18 protein-coding genes are annotated in these 19,956 nt (G+C 52.2%); 6 read left to right on the top strand and 12 right to left on the bottom strand.

Annotated features, from left to right (window positions below):
* Nucleotides 1-251: 251 nt before the first annotated feature.
* Nucleotides 252-2,006 carry a penicillin-binding transpeptidase domain-containing protein gene (locus JK198_RS08305; protein WP_212710401.1) on the bottom strand — a complete coding sequence of 585 codons (1,755 nt, stop codon included), beginning with the start codon at nucleotides 2,004-2,006 and terminating at the stop codon, nucleotides 252-254.
* Between the two features lie 503 nt (nucleotides 2,007-2,509).
* On the opposite strand from JK198_RS08305, the gene galR reads away from it, so the two are divergent.
* Nucleotides 2,510-3,523 (top strand): HTH-type transcriptional regulator GalR, encoded by a 1,014-nt coding sequence (gene galR / locus JK198_RS08300; RefSeq protein ID WP_212710402.1) that lies wholly within the window; start codon nucleotides 2,510-2,512, stop codon nucleotides 3,521-3,523.
* Nucleotides 3,524-3,538: 15 nt separating this feature from the next.
* Here galR and lysA read toward each other — a convergent pair whose 3' ends face one another.
* Nucleotides 3,539-4,807, bottom strand: a complete 1,269-nt coding sequence (gene lysA / locus JK198_RS08295; RefSeq protein WP_212710403.1) for a diaminopimelate decarboxylase — start codon at nucleotides 4,805-4,807, stop codon at nucleotides 3,539-3,541.
* A 193-nt stretch (nucleotides 4,808-5,000) separates the two neighbouring features.
* Between lysA and JK198_RS08290 the strand changes: the two genes are divergently transcribed.
* Nucleotides 5,001-5,939: a LysR family transcriptional regulator gene (locus JK198_RS08290; protein ID WP_212707717.1), complete on the top strand. Its 939-nt coding sequence runs from the start codon at nucleotides 5,001-5,003 to the stop codon at nucleotides 5,937-5,939.
* Here the strand turns inward: JK198_RS08290 and JK198_RS08285 are convergent.
* Entirely contained in the window at nucleotides 5,933-7,099 is a 1,167-nt protein-coding gene (locus JK198_RS08285) for an MFS transporter (RefSeq protein WP_212707716.1), read from the bottom strand. The genes JK198_RS08290 and JK198_RS08285 overlap by 7 nt on opposite strands.
* A 511-nt stretch (nucleotides 7,100-7,610) precedes the next feature.
* Here JK198_RS08285 and JK198_RS08280 point away from each other — a divergent pair.
* The 4 genes from JK198_RS08280 to JK198_RS08265 are packed head-to-tail and all read left to right on the top strand — an operon-like array spanning nucleotide 7,611 to nucleotide 10,956.
* Nucleotides 7,611-7,910 carry a PTS sugar transporter subunit IIB gene (locus JK198_RS08280; RefSeq protein WP_212707715.1) on the top strand — a complete coding sequence of 100 codons (300 nt, stop codon included), beginning with the start codon at nucleotides 7,611-7,613 and terminating at the stop codon, nucleotides 7,908-7,910.
* Nucleotides 7,911-7,926: 16 nt separating this feature from the next.
* Nucleotides 7,927-9,213, top strand: a complete 1,287-nt coding sequence (locus tag JK198_RS08275) for a PTS sugar transporter subunit IIC (protein WP_212707714.1) — start codon at nucleotides 7,927-7,929, stop codon at nucleotides 9,211-9,213.
* Nucleotides 9,214-9,229: 16 nt separating this feature from the next.
* Nucleotides 9,230-9,565, top strand: coding sequence for a PTS lactose/cellobiose transporter subunit IIA (locus JK198_RS08270; RefSeq protein ID WP_212707774.1), 336 nt, complete (start codon nucleotides 9,230-9,232; stop codon nucleotides 9,563-9,565).
* Nucleotides 9,565-10,956 carry a 6-phospho-beta-glucosidase gene (locus JK198_RS08265; protein WP_212707713.1) on the top strand — a complete coding sequence of 464 codons (1,392 nt, stop codon included), beginning with the start codon at nucleotides 9,565-9,567 and terminating at the stop codon, nucleotides 10,954-10,956. The genes JK198_RS08270 and JK198_RS08265 overlap by 1 nt, the downstream gene beginning before the upstream one ends.
* Nucleotides 10,957-11,286: 330 nt before the next feature.
* Here the strand turns inward: JK198_RS08265 and JK198_RS08260 are convergent, their stop codons facing one another.
* The 9 genes from JK198_RS08260 to JK198_RS08220 all read right to left on the bottom strand — a co-directional run bounded on the left by JK198_RS08260 (nucleotide 11,287) and on the right by JK198_RS08220 (nucleotide 19,573).
* Nucleotides 11,287-12,453: a nucleotide sugar dehydrogenase gene (locus JK198_RS08260; RefSeq protein WP_212707712.1), complete on the bottom strand. Its 1,167-nt coding sequence runs from the start codon at nucleotides 12,451-12,453 to the stop codon at nucleotides 11,287-11,289.
* Between the two features lie 183 nt (nucleotides 12,454-12,636).
* Complete coding sequence (locus tag JK198_RS08255) at nucleotides 12,637-13,098, bottom strand: DUF986 family protein (protein ID WP_212710404.1); 462 nt, start codon at nucleotides 13,096-13,098, stop codon at nucleotides 12,637-12,639.
* Between the two features lie 50 nt (nucleotides 13,099-13,148).
* Entirely contained in the window at nucleotides 13,149-13,997 is an 849-nt protein-coding gene (locus JK198_RS08250) for a PTS mannose transporter subunit IID (protein ID WP_212707710.1), read from the bottom strand.
* Nucleotides 13,998-14,009: 12 nt separating this feature from the next.
* Complete coding sequence (locus tag JK198_RS08245) at nucleotides 14,010-14,807, bottom strand: PTS mannose/fructose/sorbose transporter subunit IIC (protein WP_212707709.1); 798 nt, start codon at nucleotides 14,805-14,807, stop codon at nucleotides 14,010-14,012.
* Between the two features lie 50 nt (nucleotides 14,808-14,857).
* A complete protein-coding gene (gene manX, locus JK198_RS08240; protein WP_212707708.1) occupies nucleotides 14,858-15,841 on the bottom strand; it encodes a PTS mannose transporter subunit IIAB in 984 nt (327 codons plus the stop codon).
* 405 nt (nucleotides 15,842-16,246) lie between these two features.
* Entirely contained in the window at nucleotides 16,247-17,422 is a 1,176-nt protein-coding gene (manA, locus tag JK198_RS08235; RefSeq protein ID WP_212710405.1) for a mannose-6-phosphate isomerase, class I, read from the bottom strand.
* Nucleotides 17,423-17,924: 502 nt separating this feature from the next.
* Nucleotides 17,925-18,443, bottom strand: coding sequence for an iron transporter (locus JK198_RS08230; RefSeq protein ID WP_212710406.1), 519 nt, complete (start codon nucleotides 18,441-18,443; stop codon nucleotides 17,925-17,927).
* A gap of 345 nt (nucleotides 18,444-18,788) precedes the next feature.
* Nucleotides 18,789-19,115 (bottom strand): DUF1493 family protein, encoded by a 327-nt coding sequence (locus JK198_RS08225; RefSeq protein ID WP_212707705.1) that lies wholly within the window; start codon nucleotides 19,113-19,115, stop codon nucleotides 18,789-18,791.
* A complete protein-coding gene (locus JK198_RS08220; RefSeq protein ID WP_212710407.1) occupies nucleotides 19,109-19,573 on the bottom strand; it encodes an STM2901 family protein in 465 nt (154 codons plus the stop codon). The genes JK198_RS08225 and JK198_RS08220 overlap by 7 nt, the downstream gene beginning before the upstream one ends.
* Nucleotides 19,574-19,956 lie beyond the last annotated feature (383 nt).

Below are 19,956 nucleotides of genomic sequence, written 5' to 3'. Positions count from 1 at the left end.
ATATTTGTGCAGTAAAGTGAACATATTAACCGGTGTATTATTGACAATTACTGTGCTGTTTTTCCACCGGCAAAACGTAAGGTTTTGGTTAAACCTTGTAAGGACAACAGGTTACCTACCCTGTTACTCAGGCTGGCAGAGGGCAGAAAATGGTGCGGATACGGACGATAAATATCAGAAAAAACAGACTGTCAGTGCCGACCGTCCGGCCGCCACACCGCAGATGTGGTGGCCGGTGATAAAGCCTGTACTCAGTGTGCGGTAACAGGCGCGGGCGCGGAAGCAATATCCGTATTGGTGCTGTACAGGGCATCCGGCGGTACATTCAGATACTTAAGTACCGGGCCGATAATATTACCAAATACCGGCGCGGCCACTGAGCCACCGAAGTGTGCCCCCGCCGTCGGGTGGTTAATCATAATCACCAGTGCCACCACCGGATGGCTGGCCGGGGCGACCCCTGCGGTGTAGTTAATATAACCGCCATCATATTTACCGTTACTGCCCATTTTTTCTGCAGTACCGGTCTTAATTGCCAGACGATAGCCGGGCACCGCTGCGCGTACCCCGGAGCCGCCGGGCAGTGCATCACTTTCCATCATATGCACCACACTGCGCACCACATCATCGTCAGCCACCCGCGTGCCCTGCACCGGAGGCGTTACTTTGGTTATCGACAACGGACGGTAGACACCAAATGACCCGAGGGTGGCGTATTCGCGGGCAATCTGCAACGGCGTGACACGCAGCCCATAGCCGAACGAAAAAGTCGCCCGTTCGATATCAGCCCAGCGCTGGCGGTGCAGCGGGAAGTAACCGGTACTCTCTCCGGTCAGGCCTAAGTCGGTGGGGCGTCCCAGCCCGAAAGAGCGGTAAGTATTGACTAACACATCCGCCGGCATTGCCAGAGCTATATGGGAGACCCCGATATCACTCGATTTCTGCAAAATACCGGTCATGGTCAGACGCGGCCAGTGGCCGACATCGCGGATCAGATGCCCGTTAACCGTATATGGCGTGGTATCCAGTACCGAATCAGGCCGCACCAGATGACGCTGCAAACCTTCCATCACAACCAGCGGTTTAACCGTAGAGCCGGGTTCAAAGCTATCGTTAATCGCCACGTTACGCATCTGAACCGGCGTTGCATCGTCATAATTATTCGGGTTATAGGACGGGTAAGATGCCATACCGAGGATTTCTCCCGTATCCACCCGTACCATTACTGCGGCCCCGGAATCGGCCTGGTTAAGCAGTACCCCGTCGCGCAGTTTGCTGTACATGGTGTACTGGATATATTTATCAATACTCAGTTGTACCGTCGGCGGCTGGGTCGGTGGCTGGTAACTGATCATCGAGATAATATTGCCGTGACGATCCTGGCGGTACTTCTCTTTGCCGGGCTCGCCCTGCAGAATTTTATCAAAACTGCGCTCTATTCCATTCAGGCCGCTGTTATCTGCCCCGACAATACCGATCAGCGGCGCTGCCGCATCACTCATCGGGTAAAAACGGCTGTCATCATAGACACTGGAAATCCCGGCCAGATGCAGTCCGGAGATATCTTTGGCAATCCCCAGTTCAATTTTTCTGCCGAGGTAGAGAAAACGTTTTTTCGGGCTGGCGGTGATCGCCGCAGCCAGCTCTGCCGGACGTAAGTTCAGTGCCGACGCCAGATACGTCCACTTAGCGTCATAAAAATCCGGATTAGCTTCCAGCACTTTCAGGGGGTCAGCGATAATGTCGCGGGAGGGAACACTCAGGGCGAGAGTATCGCCATTACGATCCAGCAAGGTGCCGCGGTTAGTCGGCAAAACCACTTCACGCAGGGAGCGCTGGTCGGCTTCTTTTTCCAGCATCGGGCGATCCAGCAACTGCAGATCACCGACCCGCATAATCAGGAAGACCAGGCAAGCGACCACACCGAGGCACACCAGGCGAAATCGAAAAGGGTTAAATGTTGCTTTTGTCTGGTCTTTTCCCAGCGTCTTCTTGGTCCGGGGCATAACATTCCGCTGAATTATAAACAATTAAGGCGTATTAACCCTGTCTTATAATCAATTTACCCGCAGGATCACAGCGAAAGTGTGTATCAGTTGGTAATCGTTAAGCAGAGTAAACATTGACAGCATATCAGGCTACGGGAAGAAATGAGAAACCGCGGGCAAAAAAAAACCTGCGCGTCAGCGCAGGCTGGTGTAATCAAATATGTTTGATGTTCACCCATCAATACCTCTGGGACTGTTAATCTACCCGTTAATGGCTGCGCGGCTCCACAACATAAACGCAACAGTTGTCCGCAAAATGTAAGCAGCTATTTAGAGATTAACGCTTTAAATACATAATCCTGCCGCTGCCGGCCGTCCGTACCCTCCCCCGGGGTCTGCCCGGTAATACCGGCCGCAGACAGCCTCCGCCAGCGGCCCTGCTGCGTCTTATTCCCTTGCAGTGGATGCGCTTTTCCGTAACACTGGCCCGATGTGTAAACGCTTTACCGGAAAAAAAACCAATGGCTACCATAAAGGATGTTGCCAGACTGGCCGGTGTATCAGTCGCCACTGTCTCCCGGGTGCTCAACCACTCGCCAAAAGCCAGTGACGCTTCACGTCAGGCCGTGCAGGACGCGATGCAGCAACTGCATTACCAGCCCAATGCCAATGCCCGCGCACTGGCACAACAAACCGCCGCCACCCTCGGCCTGATCGTCGCCGATGTCTCCGACCCGTTTTTTGGCGCGATGGTAAAGGCCGTCGATGAGGTCGCCAGCCAGACCAATAACTTTCTGTTGATCGGTAATGGCTATCATGACGAGCACCAGGAGCGGCTGGCCATCGAACAGCTGATCCGTCATCAGTGCGAAGCCATGGTGCTGCATGTCAAAAAAATTCCCGATGATGAACTTTCAGAACTGATGCGCCATATCCCCGGTATCGTACTGATTAACCGGATTCTGCCGGGCTTTGAGCAGCGCTGTGTGGCGCTGGATGATAACTACGGTGGCTGGCTGGCAACCCGCCATTTAATTCAGCAGGGCCATGAGAATATCGCGTTTATCTGTTCCGACCATGCGATTTCCGATGCCAGTGACCGGCTGGAGGGCTACTACCGGGCGCTCAGCGAACATCAGATTCCGCTAAACCCGCAGCTGATTGCTTACGGTGACCCGGATGAAACCGGCGGTGAGCAGGCGATGATCCATTTGCTGGCGGAGGGGAAAGCCTTTACCGCCGTCGCCTGTTATAACGACTCGATGGCGGCCGGGGCGCTGGCCGCCCTCAATGATAACGGTATTCAGGTTCCGCGACAGATGTCGCTGATCGGCTTTGATGATGTGCTGGTTTCGCGCTATGTGCGGCCGCGCCTGACCACCATCCGTTATCCGGTGGTGACCATGGCCCGGCAGGCTGCCTCGCTGGCACTGGCATTATCAAAACAGCAGCCAGCCCCGCAAACCACCCATCTGTTCCACCCGACACTGGTGATCCGTCACTCGGTGGCCACCTGTAACGACGCGCCGGGCTAAAGACCCGGCCGACGATTATTCGCCCGCGACATCGGATTCCAGCGCCAGTAATTCACCGATGGTCTGAGCCCGGCGGATTTCACGCACTTTCCCGCCGCTGAACAACACTTCCGGGATCAGCGGCCGGCTATTGTAGTTCGAGGACATCGAAGCCCCGTAAGCACCGGTATCATGAAATACCAGATAATCGCCGACCTTCGCCGCCGGTAACCAACGCGGTTCAACCATCCCCCCTTCCAACTGGGTAAAGACATCACCCGATTCACACAGGGGACCGGCGACAACCGACTCACACAACCGGGTGGTATCCGGCGGGCTGCCGTCGGCAGGCATCAGGGAAATTTCATGGTAGCTGCCGTACATCGCCGGACGCATCAGGTCACTGAATCCGGCGTCCACCAGCACAAAATGGCGGCTACCCATCTGTTTCACGGCCCGCACCTGGCTGACCATCACGCCTGACTGGGCGACCAGAAAACGGCCGGGTTCAATTTCCAGAGTCACCGGATGGCCGAGATGTGCGGCAATCCGCTGACGGGCTCCGTCCCACAGGCTGAAATAGTGGGCCGGGTCTATCTCATCCTCTGCATAATGATAAGGCACCGACAGACCACCGCCGGCAGAAATGGCCGGTACATCCGCGCCGCTGCTGATCACCTGGCTAACCATGGCATCACACACCTGCTGCAGGTGCTGGTAATCGACACCGGAACCGATATGCATATGCAGACCGGCCAGCGTCAGCCCCTTATCCTGTACCACCTGTAATGCCGCATCCAGCTGCTGATACCAGATACCGTGTTTACTGTTCTCGCCACCGGTATTGGTTTTCTGGCTGTGGCCATGACCAAAGCCGGGGTTAATCCGCAGCCAGACCGGATGACCGGCAGACACCGCCGCCAGCTGATGCAGCATATCCACAGAACCGGCATTGACCGGAATCTTCAGTTCTGCCACCCGCTGCAATACGGCGTTATCCAGCACATCGGCTGTAAACACAATATCGTCACCGCCGGCCGGATAACCGGCCACTAACGCCCGTTCGATTTCCCCGAGAGAAACTGAGTCAACTTTTACCCCGGCAGCACGCATCAGCCGCAGAATATGAATATTCGAGCAGGCTTTCTGGGCAAAACGGATCACGTCAAAATCCGTAAGCCGTGCAATCTGGCGGCGGATCACATCGCCGTCGTAGGCCCAGAACGGCCCCTGGTAGTGTTGTGCCAGTGGTAATAAATTATCCCGGTTAAGGGCGGTATCGTTGGTGGTTAACGGGCGTGGCATAAGTTCGCTTCTCCTGTGCTGATACAGACAGTAAGCCACAGACCATGCATATTGAAAAATATCATTTCATCTGTTATCTATTCATTTCTGATATGGAAGGTTGCGCGGGCTGCCGCGCCCGGTGCGCCCCCGGCCACCGCCACTCACTCTCCCCGCCCTGCCAGCAGGTACACGGGTACGGACAGATACACTGATGCAAAAAATAACCTGGCGGCAGATTGAAATTTTCCACGCCATCATGACCCGCGATAACCTGACCCGGGCCGCTGAATTTCTGCATACCTCTCAGCCCACACTGAGCCGCGAACTGGCTCGCTTTGAACAACAGCTGGCGGTCAGCCTGTTCAGCCGTATCGGCGGCCGTCTGCAGCCGACGGTGCAGGCACTCAGGTTATTTGAAGAGGTGGAACGCAGCTGGTACGGCATGGAAAGAATACGGGAAACGGCCGAAGGGCTGGGTGACTTTCATCAGGCCGAACTCTCAGTCGCCTGCCTGCCGGCTTTTTCCCAGTCACTGCTGCCCGCCCTGTGTCAGCCGTTTCTGGAACGTTATCCGACAGTCAGTATGAATATTATTCCCCGTGAATCGCCGTTACTGGAAGAGTGGCTGTCGGCGCAGCGTTACGACCTCGGGCTGACGGAAACCCGCCAGCGGCCGGCCGGGACCGAGCTGCTGCCCTTGCTGACAGTGGACGAGGTCTGTGTGCTGCCGGAACAGCACCCGCTGGCGGCACGCAGTCAGCTGACCCCGCAGGATTTTGCCGGGCTGCCGTTTATCAGCCTGTCAAAAGATGACAGTTACCGTCAGTTACTGGACAGCCTGTTTCGTGAACAAGGGGTCAGCCGCATGCTGCGGATGGAAACCCACAGTGCGGCTTCGGTCTGTGCCATGGTAAAAGCCGCTATTGGTGTGTCGATTATTAATCCTCTGACGGCACTGGATTACACCGGTCACGGCGTGGTGATGCGACGGTTCAGTATCAGCGTGCCTTTTACCGTCAGTCTGATCCGGCCGCTGCACCGGCCAGCCTCTGCCCTGACCGGCAGTTTTGTCCGTCATTTACAACAACAGGCGGGGATATTTACCCGGCAGATTGAACAGCAACTGCAACCGCCCGCGCCAGCTTACTGACGCAGTTCACGCGGGCTGTTATCGGCCGCTCCACGGAAAGTGATCACGGCGGTCAGCAGACCGGCGACGGCCAGCACCGCGGCCACAACCGGCACTGAGGTCAGGCCAGCCCCCTGACTGATCACTACCCCGCCCAGCCAGGCACCGATAGCGTTACCGAGATTAAAGGCCGAAATATTCAGGGTCGATACCAGGTGCGGTGCTTCCTTCCCGTGACGTACCACGTTAATTTGCAGGGCCGGTACGGTCGAAAAAGTGGCTAACGCCCAGATAAACAGGGTGATCTCTGCCAGCCAGAATCCGCCACTGGTCCAGCGGAACAGCAGCGAAAACAGCGCCATCAGGGTAAAACTCAGCAGTAAACTGAAAGACAGTTTACGATCGGCCAGCCAGCCGCCGAAAATATTCCCCAGGGTCAGCCCCGCACCGACCAGAAACAGGGTCCAGCTGAGCCCGCTTTCGCTGAGCCCGGTCACCTGTAACAGTAACGGGGCAATATAGCTGAACAGAGCAAACATCGCCGCGGCAAAACAGACCGTCATCAGTAATGATAACCACAGCCTGCCGTTGTTCAGGGCTGCAATCTCACTCACCAGATTGACCGGTTTTTCGTCACGGTTGACCGGCAGACTGAGGATCAGCCCGATAAACGCCAGCACCCCGATGCCGCTGACCGCCCAGAAAGTGGAACGCCAGCCATATAACTGCCCAAACCAGGTCCCGAGCGGCACCCCCAGCACATTGGCCAGCGTCAGCCCGGTAAACATTAAGGCCACAGCCGATGCCTGCCGGCCCGGAGCGACCAGGCTGGCAGCCACCACCGCCCCGATACCGAAAAATGCGCCGTGACACAGGGCGGTCACAATACGCGCTACCATCAGCAGGTGATAGTCAGAAGCGGTGGCACACAGCAGATTACCGGCAATAAAAATCAGCATCAGCAGCAACAGGGTTCGCTTACGTGGTAACCGGGCGGTCAGTAATGCCATTACCGGCGCACCTATTGCCACCCCCAGCGCATAACCACTGATCAGCCACCCGGCCGAAGGGATCGACACATGCAGGTTTTCTGCCACCCCGGGCAGTAATCCCATAATAACAAACTCGGTGGTTCCGATAGCAAACGCACTCAGCGCCAGAGCCAGTAACGCAACGGGCATACATACTCCTGTGATAATGATAGAAATTCCCCGTGTGGCAGCAGACAAGCCCGGGGAACCGTCAGATAACACTAAAATGTGATACAGATCAGTTAAGCACAGCCGTACCACAGATCAAATAGCGGTTACGGCAAAGCATTATTGCAGCGAGTGCAAAAGTCTGCCCTGCCTGCTGCGGTTGTGTGCCCCTGCCAGCGGCTTTACAGGCCTGTTAACTGCGGTGACCGGCACATATCCGTCTGCCGGTTATCCGCACTATTACTGTCTTAAAAAGAACAGAGTAATAAAAATAAAATGTCAGAAATCAACCGAAATTAATAACACAGCATGTAATTCAGACAGGTTAAATAAATCAATTACAGTCCCCGGATAAATATCATTACCAGACATAAGAAAATAAAATATTTCTCCGCGTGTGATTATACGCACAATATAGAATTACCGGCGCGTGTATAAACAGCAACGGTGACTGTTTATTCAGGATGAATGTCCATTGACTCAGGGATGGTTTATGAAAAATATACTGCTGTGTTGTGCCGCCGGAATGTCGACCAGTATGCTGGTCACCCGCATGCAAAAGTATGCCCGTGAAAATCAGATCGATGTTTATATCAAAGCCATCAGTATCAATGAATTAGATGATAACCTTCAACAGACTGACTGTTGCCTGCTCGGGCCACAGGTAAAATATAAACTGTCGGAAGTTCAGGAAAAACTGGCACCTCTTAATATTCCCGTCTCGGTGATTGATGCAATGGACTATGGAATGATGCGCGGTGATAAAGTTCTGCAATCAGCATTAGCCATGTAATTCAGCCGGGGGACATATGGATATTAATCGCATTTTTTCTGCGCTGGAAAAAGTAATGCTGCCGCTGGCGGCAAAAATATCGGCCCAGAGACATATCATGGCTATCCGTGATGGTTTTATTTCCGTGATGCCATTTATGATTATCGGATCCTTTGTGCTTATATTTGCCTACCCGCCATTCTCTGAACAGAATAACTTTTTTATTGCCCGTGGCTGGCTATATATTGCCGCAGAATATAAGCAACAGCTGCTGACGCCCTATAATATGACTATGGGGATAATGTCCGTCTATATATGCCCGGCGATTGGTTATGCACTGGCCCGCCATTACCGGATGGAAGCCCTGAACACCGCATTACTGTCACTGGTGGCTTTTTTGCTGGTCTGCAGCCCCCTGACCGACGGTGTGATGTCTGCCAGCTATCTCGGCGGTTCCGGTATCTTTACCGCGATTATTGTCGCGGTCAGTGTGACAGAAATATCTTACTGGCTGCATAAACATAATATCGGTATCCGGCTGCCGGAGCAGGTGCCGGATAATATCCGTAAATCCTTTAACCAGCTGATTCCGTTATCTCTGATACTGCTGCTGTTATTCCCGATCAGCCTCGCGGTGCAATCCCTGAGCGGCATGCTGATCCCTCAGGCGATTATGGACCTGTTCAGCCCGCTGTTATCCGCCTCTGACTCACTGCCGGCGGTCATTATTGCGGTACTGATCTGTCATATCCTGTGGTTTGCCGGGATCCATGGCGCCAATATTGTCGGCGGCTTTTTACAGGCATTCTGGCTGACGAACCTTGGCCTGAATCAGATGAATATTGCCGGCGGTCAGGCGGCAGAGAATATTTTTGTCGAACCTTTCTGGTCGTTTTTTGTCACCCTCGGTGGTTCCGGGGCGACTATCGGGCTGGTGCTGCTCTATCTGCGCAGCAAATCAGCCCATCTGCGGGCTATCGGTAAAATATCGCTGGTCCCGTCGCTGTTTAATATTAACGAGCCGGTGATTTTTGGCTCACCTATCGTGATGAACACCCTGTTTTTTATCCCTTTTACCCTCACGCCAATGGTTAACGCCATTATTGCCTGGTTTGCCATTAAGTACGGACTGGTGGCCCATATCATTTCCCTCGCCCCCTGGACCTCTCCCGGCCCGATAGGCGCAGCCTGGGCAACCGGCTGGGATATTAACGCCGCCTTACTGGTGGTGCTGCTGACCTTAAGTTCAGCCCTGATCTACTACCCGTTCTATAAGCTTTATGAGCGCAGTTTACTGGCGGCAGAAACCGTCAGCGGAGAATGATATGGAAAGAACTGATATGGAAATAGATGAAGAGACCATTATTAACCTGATCCTGTGCGCCGGAGAATCGAAATCCTGTGCCATGGAAGCCATACGCGCAGCCCGCAACAGCCAGTGGCAGCAAGCAGAAGATTTTCTGCAACAGTCCGGCGCGGCGGCCAGTCAGTGTCACAATATGCAGACCCGGCTGATCGGCGAGGACGAAGGTGCCGGCAGGGTGCCGGTCAGCCTGATTATGGTGCACGCCCAGGACCATATTATGAATGCCATGTTATGCCGTGAAATGGCCGAAGAGATCGTCGCGTTATACCAGAAGTTTTATTCACTCAACTCACAGAGAAAGGATGCCTAATGAAAATAGTGACTATCGGCGGCGGTTCCAGTTATACCCCGGAACTGATTGAAGGACTGATTCTGCGTAAAGATAAACTGCCGGTGAAAGAGATCTGGCTGGTCGATATTGAAGCAGGACAAGAGAAGCTGGAGATTGTCGGTAATATGGCCCGCCGGATGATTGAGGCTGCCGGGCTGCCGTGGCAGGTCCGGCTGACGCTGGACCGTAAAGCGGCCCTGAAAGATGCAGACTTTGTCACCACCCAGTTCCGCGTCGGGCTGCTGGATGCCAGGCTAAAGGATGAATGTATCCCCTTAGCCCATGGTTACCTGGGCCAGGAAACTAACGGTGCCGGGGGCATCATGAAAGCCCTGCGTACCATTCCGGTGATCCTCGATATTATTAAAGATATGCGTCAGCAGTGCCCCAATGCCTGGCTGGTTAACTTTACCAATCCGGCCGGAATGGTCACCGAGGCGGCTATCCGTTACGGCCAGTGGGAAAAAACCATCGGCCTGTGTAATGTCCCGTTCAGCCATATTGAACAGGCCACCAGCCTGCTTAATCAGCCGGAAGACGCTCTGTTTTTTAAATTTGCCGGGTTAAACCACTTCCACTGGCACCGGGTATGGGACAAGCAAGGCACCGAACATACTGCCGGTCTGCTGGAGGCCATCTACGGTGGTCAGCAGCTGAATGAAGGGCTGCGTAATATTCATCAGATCCCGTTTAATATTGAGCAGGTCCGTCACCTCGGTCTGCTGCCCTGCGGCTACCACCGTTACTATTATCTGGAACAGCAGATGCTGGAACACGCGGTAGAGGATTTTGCCGGTTATGCCACCCGTGCCGAAGTGGTGAAAGCCACCGAGCAGCGGTTATTTGAACTGTATAAAGATCCGAACCTGAAACAGAAACCGGCCGAGCTGGCAGATCGTGGCGGCGCTCACTACAGCGATGCCGCCTGTGACCTGATTGAATCAATTTATAATGACAGCCGTAAAATGATGGTGGTCAGTACCCGTAACAATGGTGCACTCAGCGACCTGCCCTATGACAGTATTGCTGAGGTGTCCTCTGTTATTACTTCCCACGGGGCTGAACCCCTCAACTGGGGTACGTTCCCGCCTGCGGCACGCGGTATGTTGCAGGTGATGAAAGCCATGGAACAGACCGTGATTGAGGCCGCGGTCAGTGGCGACTATGGCGCGGCACTGCATGCCTTTACCATCAACCCGCTGATCCGGGCCGGTGATAACGCCAGACAACTGCTCGACCAGTTACTCTATGCCCATAAAAAATATCTGCCCCTGTTCAGTGATGATATTGCCCGTATCGAAGCCACCCAGGCGGACGATACCCGGTGTGTTGATCAGCTGCTGGCGGATCGCAGACAACATCAGGGCTGAGATTGCGGTGACGGTGGCAGTGGGAGATACGGCCACCGCTGAAGACTAAGTAAAGCAGCAGAATAAGCAGTAAGCAGTAAGCAGTAAGCAGTAAGCAGTAAGCAGTAAGCAGTAAGCAGTAAGAAGTTAACAGTCATAACACCTGAACACACTTTCAGTTGTGACGTTAAACCAGCAGTCAGCGCCTTCAACCGGATGACACCAGACCAGCAAGGATGCTGGCAGGCAGACAGACGGGCAACTGCGGCGTAATTGAGGGAGTCAAAGTAAAGCCCCGCAACCAGTGGCTGCGGGGCTTTCTTTATGGCTACGGATGAATATGGCTACTGATTAATCACTGCCAAATAAATCGCGGGTATAGACCTTATCGCTGACATCTTTCAGCTCATCAACCAGCCGGTTGGCGACAATCACATCACACTGCTGTTTCAGTTCGTTAACGTCGTGGGTCACCTGCGAGTTAAAGAACAGCGGTTCGTCGAGTACCGGTTCATAAACCATCACTTCCACCCCTTTAGACTTCAGGCGTTTCATAATGCCCTGTACCGCCGAGGCACGGAAGTTATCGGAACCGGCTTTCATCACCAGCCGGTAAATACCGACCTTTTTCGGGTGACGTTTTAAAATACTGTCGGCGATAAAATCTTTACGGGTACGGTTGGCATCAACAATCGCGCTGATAATGTTGTTCGGCACATTGTGATAGTTAGCCAGTAACTGTTTGGTATCTTTTGGCAGGCAGTATCCCCCATAACCAAAAGACGGGTTGTTATAATGGCTGCCGATACGCGGATCCAGGCCAATACCTTCAATAATCTGACGGCTGTTTAAACCGTGATGCTCAGCATAGCTGTCCAGCTCGTTAAAATACGCAATACGCAGGGCCAGATAAGTGTTGGCAAACAGTTTAATCGCTTCTGCTTCTGTATCGTCCGTAAACAGTACTTCAATATCCTGCTTCTCGGCACCGGCAACCAGCAAGGCAGCAAAGGTTTTACCGGCTTCGGTCTGGCTGCCGACCACAATCCGTGACGGGTACAGATTGTCATACAGTGCACGGCCTTCACGCAGGAACTCCGGAGAGAAAATGATATTATCCACCCCCAGACGCTGTTTCAGGGCACGGGTAAAGCCGACCGGAATGGTCGATTTAATCACAATCGTCGCCTGCGGATTAATCGCCAGCACATCACTGATCACCGACTCAACACTTTTGGTATTAAAGTAGTTGTTTACCGGATCGTAATCGGTCGGGGTCGCGACAATCACAAAATCAGCGCCCTGGTAAGCAAGGGTCTTATCTGTGGTGGCTGTGAAGTTAAGCTGTCTGGTCGCCAGATAAAGTTCGATCTCTTTATCAACGATAGGTGAGATTTTCTGGTTTAATTTATCGACCTTGCTCTGGTCAATATCTAACGCCACCACTTCATTATGTTGTGCCAGCAAAATACCATTCGAAAGCCCGACGTAACCGGTACCGGCAATAGCAATTTTCATAGTCCATACATCCATTGAGTAAGCGTAAAACTGCCATACTCTGCGTAGCTCAGGCAGAGCGGAATAATGACAGCTATTGTGCCGTCCGCAGCGGCAACCACCAAACAAATAATGAGATTTTTTCTGCTTTTAGGAATTGGGAGGTATCCGCCGCGGGGAAAAGAATGGCTAAAGTAGCACCGCTTAGTCGCTGGTGGCAATCATGGTGCGGTAAATATGTTCAAGATCATCAATATTACGTACGCGGATCAGCAGATTACGTGATGCCAGACGAATAACCAGCACCCCGTCTTCTGACAGACGGATATTATGAATGGCGCGATAAGGGATAAACAGCGAGCACAACCAGAACCCCTGAGGCTTAAGTAACAGTGCCGGACGCCGCAGCCACACCAGATACACCCCGGCCACCAGCAATACGGATAACAGCCAGCCGGTCAGGGGCTCACCCGCAGAATTGATATTGTTGTACAGCAGAATCGCCAGCAGCCCGATAAAAATAGCCCCGTCAATCCGCTTACTGCGCAGCAGACTCACTTTCAGCAGGGTCGGCCCTTTCAGCCAGCCGGTGATGACCTGATCAAATAGCAGCCAGCCCAGCAGGCAGACACTCAATAACACCAGTACGCTGTCGGTTAGTGACATTTCTCACTCCTCAACGGCGGGGGCAGCCATCGCCCCCGCCCTGTCTGCGATTACATTCCCAGCAGGCCGGCCGCATAACCGGCAATACCGATAACGAAGAAGCCGATAATGATCCACAGCGCATTCACTTTTTTGCGCAACAGCCACATACAGCCAAACGTCAGCAGCAAAGGCACCAGCCCCGGCATTAACTGGTCGAGAATGGTCTGTACCGTGGTGACCTGCTCAGCCCCGTTCGGGTCGACAACCGTCGACACCACCAGCGGTATATTGACATGGGTCCACTTATTCACCAGCGCCCCCATCACAAATAACCCGAGAATCGATGCTCCTTCGGTCAGTTTTTGCAGAAAGCCACCGCCCATATCTTTTACGATATCGACCCCTTTGCGGTATCCGTAAGAAATACCATAGTACAGAGTCAGCAGACGGACGGCATTAAACAACACAAAGAACAGCAAAGGACCGAGCAGGCTGCCGCTCATGGCAATCCCTGCGCCCAGAGCCGCGAATACCGGACGGACCGTTCCCCAGTAAATCGGGTCACCTACCCCGGCCAGCGGCCCCATCAGGCCCACTTTAATGCCGTTAATTGCCGCATCATCAATCGCGGCACCATTGGCACGCTGCTCCTCCATCGCCAGGGTTACCCCCAGTACCGGGGCCGCCATATACGGATGGGTATTAAAAAACTCCAGATGACGCCGGATTGCCTGACGGCGGTCATCGTTATTTTCCGGATACAGGCGGCGTATCGCCGGTATCATCGAAAAGCAGAACCCCAGCGCCTGCATACGTTCAAAGTTCCACGACCCCTGAAACAGGTTCGAACGAATAAAGACGCCACGGATATCACCGGGGGTGAGCTTTTTCTCTGTCGGACGGGTTGTATCAACCATTTCTCTCACCTCTTAATCTAATTCGTTATCAAGATCGTTATTACCCGATGCCGCCACCGGGGCCGCAGAACGGTTATATTTGGGGCTCAGCTGGATATAGAGTACCGCCATGACTGCGCCGATAACGCCCAGCGCCACCAGGTTGAAGTTGGTAAAGGCCGCCGTCACGAATCCGAGATAAAAGAAAGGCATCAGATAGCCGGCACGCATCATATTGATCACCATCGCGTAACCGACAACCACAATCATGCCACCGGCAATATTCAGGCCATTGGTCACCACTTCCGGAATCGCATTCAGCATCGACTGCACTTCACTGGTGCCGACGGATACCGCGACAATCAGTGCCGGGATAGCGATACGCATGGCCTGCAGCAGTAACGCCGACACATGGATCCAGGATAATGCGCTCAGATTGCCGTTATTGGCCGCTTTATCGGCCGCATGCTGGAAACCAACGGTAATAGTACGCACGATAATGGTTAATACCTGACCGGCCGCCGCCAGCGGGATCGCCAGCGCAATACCGGCCCCGATCCCCTGGTGACCGGCAATCACCAGAATGGTCGAAATAATCGATGCCAGTGCCGCATCGGGGGCAACCGCCGCCCCGATATTCATCCAGCCAAGGGCAATCATTTCCAGAGTACCGCCGATAATAATGCCGGTTTTCATATCGCCGAGCACCAGACCGACTAAGGTACAGGCCACCAGGGGCCGGTGAAACTGAAACTCATCCAGTATTGATTCCATACCGGCAATACAGGCAACGATGAATATCAGTACAATCTGAAGTGTGGTTATCTCCATTGTACTTCTCCTGTGAGGTTAAACTGATAAGACGACAGACTGCCGGGCAATCACTGGCCCAGTTTGCCGATAAGATCCATCATTTTTACTTTCTGATCGGAAGAGACCTTACGCACTTCCAGCTCAATCCCGCGACTATTGAGCTTTTTAAAGGCCCCGATATCCTGCGCATCGACCGACACCGCATTGGTGACCTGGGTTTTCCCCTGGCGGAACGCCATCCCCCCGATATTAATACTGGTAAATTTCACCCCGCCTGCGGCCAGACGTTCGACGTCCGTGGGATTGGTAAACAGCAGCATAACCCGCTGGCCGGCATATTTAGGATTGTTATAAACCCGCAGCATTTTGGCGACGTCCACCACATGGGCCGTAACTCCCGGCGGGGCCACCTGGGTCAGCAGTGTTTTGCGCACCTGATCGGCGGCCACCTCGTCACTGACCACAATAATGCGCGACACATTGGTTTCTTTGGTCCAGCGGGTCGCCACCTGTCCGTGGATCAGACGGTCATCGATACGAGCCAGACCAATCACCATATAATCACTGTCACTCATCGGCTTTTGCGGGGCCGGTGCGGTAGCGGTTTTCACCGGCTGAGGGCTGGCAGGGGCAACGGCGGGGGTGGCCGTTTCTGGCTGAAATTTCAGTGCCCTGACCCCTTCACGTCCGGTTTCCAGCGCGATCGCCACCAGTTCATTAAATGCCGGGTTATCGTCCCGTGCCATAAAGGTTTCCACCAGCATCGGCACATTGACTCCGGCAATCACCTCATAGTTTTCTTTCTCTGTTACCATCCGGCTGGCCGCATTAAACGGACTGCCGCCCCAGGTATCCACCAAAAATAACACGCCCTGGCTGGTCTCCAGTGCTGCTAACCTCGCGGTATATTTTTCGATTAAGGTGTCAGCATTCTCACCAGGGACAAAGTCAATCCAGCCGACATTATCCTGCTCACCTAACAACATTTCTGCGGTTTTCAGCAATTGTTCTGCCGCCCAACCGTGAGTACCAATGACAATAGCAATAGTCACTTGCTACCTCCCGTATCAACTACATCTTTCTCAAAGGTCCTGCATCTGCAATGGTCAGGATAAAAACACGCAAATATCAGGAAAGTGTATTCGGAAACAGAGTTATTTTATTCCCTAAAAAAAATAAAATATGTGACGGGACTCAGTAAAACGAGGCGACCGGCGCATCACGGAGATGAATAATTATTATTTAAAATAATATATTAGCCTCAGGTGAATATATTATTTCACACAGGTTAATTAAAATCATACTGCCCGGCAGAGCACTCAGCTGCTGACAATGCGGCAGATCATTTTTTTATAACTTTGATTTAAATAAATTTAAATTTTTCATTCTCCGGGTAACCGGTATTGATAAAAATATAGCACAGGGAAAAAACTGTGCGCTGCCGGTAAAGTAAATAATTAATAAATTTCACAATACGCCCCGGCCAGACGTCCGTCGCCGCTGACCAGCAAGGGCCGTTCGCTGGCGCCAATAAAGGCTGACTGTCCGGCGTGAAGGCTCAGCTGCTGCCCGGCGCACTGACACAGGGCCTCGCCCTGCAGGCAGAATACAATCAGCGGTCCGCCCCATGACAAGGCGCAGGGCACGGCCTGCAACTGATGCACCGCGAAACTGAAGTCACTGACCGGTACCGGAAAACTAAATTCACCCTGCGAAACAACCGGAGTGACACGCAGCTGTTCCGGGTGACTGACAGTGAAATCAACATTCGCCAGTAACTCAGTAATATCCATATGTTTATGTGTCAGTCCGGCCCGCAGTACATTGTCAGAATTGGCCATCACTTCCAGCCCGCAGCCGGAAAGATAGGCATGGGGCGTGCCCGCATACAGAAACATCGCTTCTCCGGGCTGCAGCTGCACCACATTCAATAACAATGGCATAAACAGCCCCATATCCTGCGGATAATACTGCTGCAGTTCGCGCACTGCCTGCCATGCCTCACCGGGTAAGTGAGCACTGACTTCTGATAAGCGACGTACCGCCCTGGCAGCATCCTGTCCCTGCATCCCCAGCAGACCGGCAAACAGCGCTTTCAGCGCCTCTGTCCCCGGCCGGGCGACAAAGGCGGCAATCAGCGGATCCGTACCAGCCAGCGGGGTCAGTAATCCGGCAATCTGCCGGGGCGAGCGGAAGCCGTTTATCGCCCGAAAAGGCGTCAGGGCATAGAGTAATTCCGGTTTATGGTTAGGGTCTTTGTAATTACGTAACGGTGAGTCATGGGGAATGCCGGCCTGTTGCTCACGGGCAAAGCCCTGCTCTGCCGCCGCTTTATGGGGATGCACCTGGATGGACAGCGGACTGGCGGCACAGAGTACCTTAAACAGAAACGGCAGCCCCGAAAAACGCCGCGCAACCTCTGCCCCGAGCATTTGCTGCGGATCATCACGGATAACATCGGCCAGGCTGATTTGCCGGCCCGCGGTGATTATTGACGAACTGGCATCAGGGTGGGCACCCATCCATAATTCGGCCATCGGCTGACCGGCTGAATTTTCAATACCATAGAGTTCTGTCAGGGCGGTTTTACTGCCCCAGTCATAATGCTGGATGATAATAATTAAACGGTTCATCACTTTTCCTTTTGCTGTCTGCAGACCGGAGTGCGTGAGAAATATAAATCATAGCTTGCAATAAAATGACGCTTTAAGAGAGTTAAGCATTCAATATGGGATCTGACTCAAGCATTGAAAAAATAAAACCAGAAGCGCATTTTTTGTATCTTCCGAACGATTGATTAATTATTTATTGGTAAACATTCGGTTATATCGCAATAAATAACCCGCGCGAAAATATTCACATTGATTTAACTGGTTTTTATTTTTCCTCTGCCCGGGAAATATGATAATCATCATCAAAGATATTTATTATTAAGCAGGCTATAAATATTTACCACCGGCCAGGCCCTCAGTGCAGAGCGCTGTCATCCGCTACAGATTTGCAGCCGGCAGTATGATCAGTACACCGCCCTCAGAGAAGGGTTGCGGCAATCAGCGGGAAAAGTGCGGTTAAGCAGTACGGACGGACAGGATTCGGGAAAAGTGACGGCAGGCCAGTGCGCCTGCCGTGCGGCGATTATTGGGGGTAATGGAAGGTAAAGGTTTCGGTAAAGGGGGCAAACCAGCGCGGAATTCCGGTGGCTTTATCAGTATGGCGTGCATAGCCCTGTTCATCCGGGGCGTTATATTTCAGGGTGACTTTATAGGTACCCGCGCCGGCCATTTTTACGCTATGGGCATAGTGCGCACCATCGTCAGCAGACATCGGCAGCAACTGACCGAATTCCAGGAAATGGCTGTCACCCTGTTTCTGTACCACATAATCTACCGACAGATAGGGGATCCACTCCCCTTCAGAAAATCCCCATTGATTATTTTTAGTCGCATGGACATCGGTTTCCAGATGAATAACATCGTTACCCATCACCATCGACTCCGGTGACGGACTGGTTTCGATATTCAGCAGATAAGATGAGGCAATCTGCATTCCCTGATGTTCAACTGGCCCGCCAATCGGATACTCTTTGGCCAGCACTGTCGCCGAAAACATCACCGACCCCGCGGCCACACCAATAAGTAATTTTGAAGATTTCATTCTGCTTATCGCTCCTGACAGATTACTGCCTGCGGCCGCACCATGCACCCGCCATAACGATTAATCTGGACGCGATATTAATGATTGTAAATGCGAATTATTATCATATTAATAATTAATTACTAAATGTCACTGAAGCCTGAATCTCGAGACATTTTGTTATCTGTGATGTTATCAGCCACGACTGGCGACCGGCGGGTAAAACAGGTTGTCGGGCAGTGTGATGCTCTTCAAACCCGGCAATTTTCCGCTCACCGGGACTGGTTAGCGCGGGTAAAATCGCCCTGCGATCATCAGTTAAAAATAAATAAACAGGTTCTGCCATTATACCCCCCTTATGTAGCGTTAATCGAATAGCCAGCGCCCGGCCTTTGCTGATTCAACCAGCATACGGATAGTAAAGTCAGGGACCGGTATCAGTGTTTTTTTTGCGAAAGGATTCAGGGACAAAGTGCCCGGTGGATAGTAGGTTTCAATTCTGAAACTGCCCCGTTCAACGTTAAATTGTGTGAAGAAATCATTCATCAGATCTTCAGCTTCAAGTTCATCAATACCCAGATCAGTATCAAGATCGGTTTCAGGCATTAATATCACCGTCTTAAGGTTGAAAAGATAAGTACCGGCATACGGCCGTACCAGCATATAAACCCGTTGCACAATAGTTTCTACCATAACTTATCATCGCCCCGGGCTATCGTATTGTAGTCACGCACAGTCAGATAAGTGATTTGTGTGACATCTGAAGCCAGAATAATTATCCCAAATAAAGGTATTGAACGGCCGACAAAGGGTGCAAGATTACGCACCATCACACGACGCGCTGTCCATGGTGTATAGCCTCCCGGCCAGGTAGGTAACGAGATACCGAAAGGAAATTTTATTTTCCCGAAAACGGCTCTGGCCCCCCTCGATGCATAAGATGTACCTTTGATAGCATTAGCCGGTTTAGCTCTTGTCACCAGGTTGTTTCTCCCGGAAACAATAGCGACAACGGCCCCGAAATCAGCTATACCGATACCGAATTGCCTGGCTGTATTCTCACAAAAAATCATGAAGAATAGTTCCGCGGCAATAATATTTGGTTTACCCGCATAAAAATATGTTCCATTCAGCTGTTCGACGGTATCCATTGACCATCCTGTTTTAAAAGGTTAACTTTACTGCTAATATCATATTCATTATTTAAGTAACAGCTATACCTGATAATATTCTGACACCAGAACTATTACTGGCTGTTATACGTTATCATGCTTAAATAACACGCCTGTAAATTTTATAAACTCTCGTCACCTGAGCAATAATCACAGAACTGACAGAATACCGGCAATCGATAATAAAAGTAACTGACCGTGTCACAAAAATGAATATTTAATCTCTGAAATAAAAAAATAAAATTATTGTCAGATAATTAAGTCACTAAGATATTCAGGGAGTAAACAGATACCAATTGCCCACCGTGATAACAGGGTACAGGCAAATCGATATCAGAGAGAACTGGCGGCTTAAATTAACC

It is taken from the genome of Tatumella sp. JGM91, assembly GCF_018257575.1.
Taxonomy (GTDB): domain Bacteria; phylum Pseudomonadota; class Gammaproteobacteria; order Enterobacterales; family Enterobacteriaceae; genus Tatumella; species Tatumella punctata.
This window is presented reverse-complemented; position numbering and strand designations above follow the sequence as displayed.

Excerpts from the sequence above, each read along its gene's own strand:
- manA (WP_212710405.1), bottom strand. The coding sequence starts at position 17,422 with ATGAACCGTTTAATTATTATCATCCAGCATTATGACTGGGGCAGTAAA.
- JK198_RS08225 (WP_212707705.1), bottom strand. The coding sequence starts at position 19,115 with ATGGTAGAAACTATTGTGCAACGGGTTTATATGCTGGTACGGCCGTAT.
- JK198_RS08270 (WP_212707774.1), top strand. The coding sequence starts at position 9,230 with ATGGAAATAGATGAAGAGACCATTATTAACCTGATCCTGTGCGCCGGA.
- JK198_RS08260 (WP_212707712.1), bottom strand. The coding sequence starts at position 12,453 with ATGAAAATTGCTATTGCCGGTACCGGTTACGTCGGGCTTTCGAATGGT.
- JK198_RS08250 (WP_212707710.1), bottom strand. The coding sequence starts at position 13,997 with ATGGTTGATACAACCCGTCCGACAGAGAAAAAGCTCACCCCCGGTGAT.
- JK198_RS08290 (WP_212707717.1), top strand. The coding sequence starts at position 5,001 with ATGCAAAAAATAACCTGGCGGCAGATTGAAATTTTCCACGCCATCATG.
- JK198_RS08265 (WP_212707713.1), top strand. The coding sequence starts at position 9,565 with ATGAAAATAGTGACTATCGGCGGCGGTTCCAGTTATACCCCGGAACTG.
- JK198_RS08230 (WP_212710406.1), bottom strand. The coding sequence starts at position 18,443 with ATGAAATCTTCAAAATTACTTATTGGTGTGGCCGCGGGGTCGGTGATG.
- JK198_RS08280 (WP_212707715.1), top strand. The coding sequence starts at position 7,611 with ATGAAAAATATACTGCTGTGTTGTGCCGCCGGAATGTCGACCAGTATG.
- lysA (WP_212710403.1), bottom strand. The coding sequence starts at position 4,807 with ATGCCACGCCCGTTAACCACCAACGATACCGCCCTTAACCGGGATAAT.
- galR (WP_212710402.1), top strand. The coding sequence starts at position 2,510 with ATGGCTACCATAAAGGATGTTGCCAGACTGGCCGGTGTATCAGTCGCC.
- JK198_RS08285 (WP_212707716.1), bottom strand. The coding sequence starts at position 7,099 with ATGCCCGTTGCGTTACTGGCTCTGGCGCTGAGTGCGTTTGCTATCGGA.
- JK198_RS08245 (WP_212707709.1), bottom strand. The coding sequence starts at position 14,807 with ATGGAGATAACCACACTTCAGATTGTACTGATATTCATCGTTGCCTGT.
- JK198_RS08220 (WP_212710407.1), bottom strand. The coding sequence starts at position 19,573 with ATGGATACCGTCGAACAGCTGAATGGAACATATTTTTATGCGGGTAAA.
- JK198_RS08275 (WP_212707714.1), top strand. The coding sequence starts at position 7,927 with ATGGATATTAATCGCATTTTTTCTGCGCTGGAAAAAGTAATGCTGCCG.
- JK198_RS08255 (WP_212710404.1), bottom strand. The coding sequence starts at position 13,098 with ATGTCACTAACCGACAGCGTACTGGTGTTATTGAGTGTCTGCCTGCTG.
- JK198_RS08305 (WP_212710401.1), bottom strand. The coding sequence starts at position 2,006 with ATGCCCCGGACCAAGAAGACGCTGGGAAAAGACCAGACAAAAGCAACA.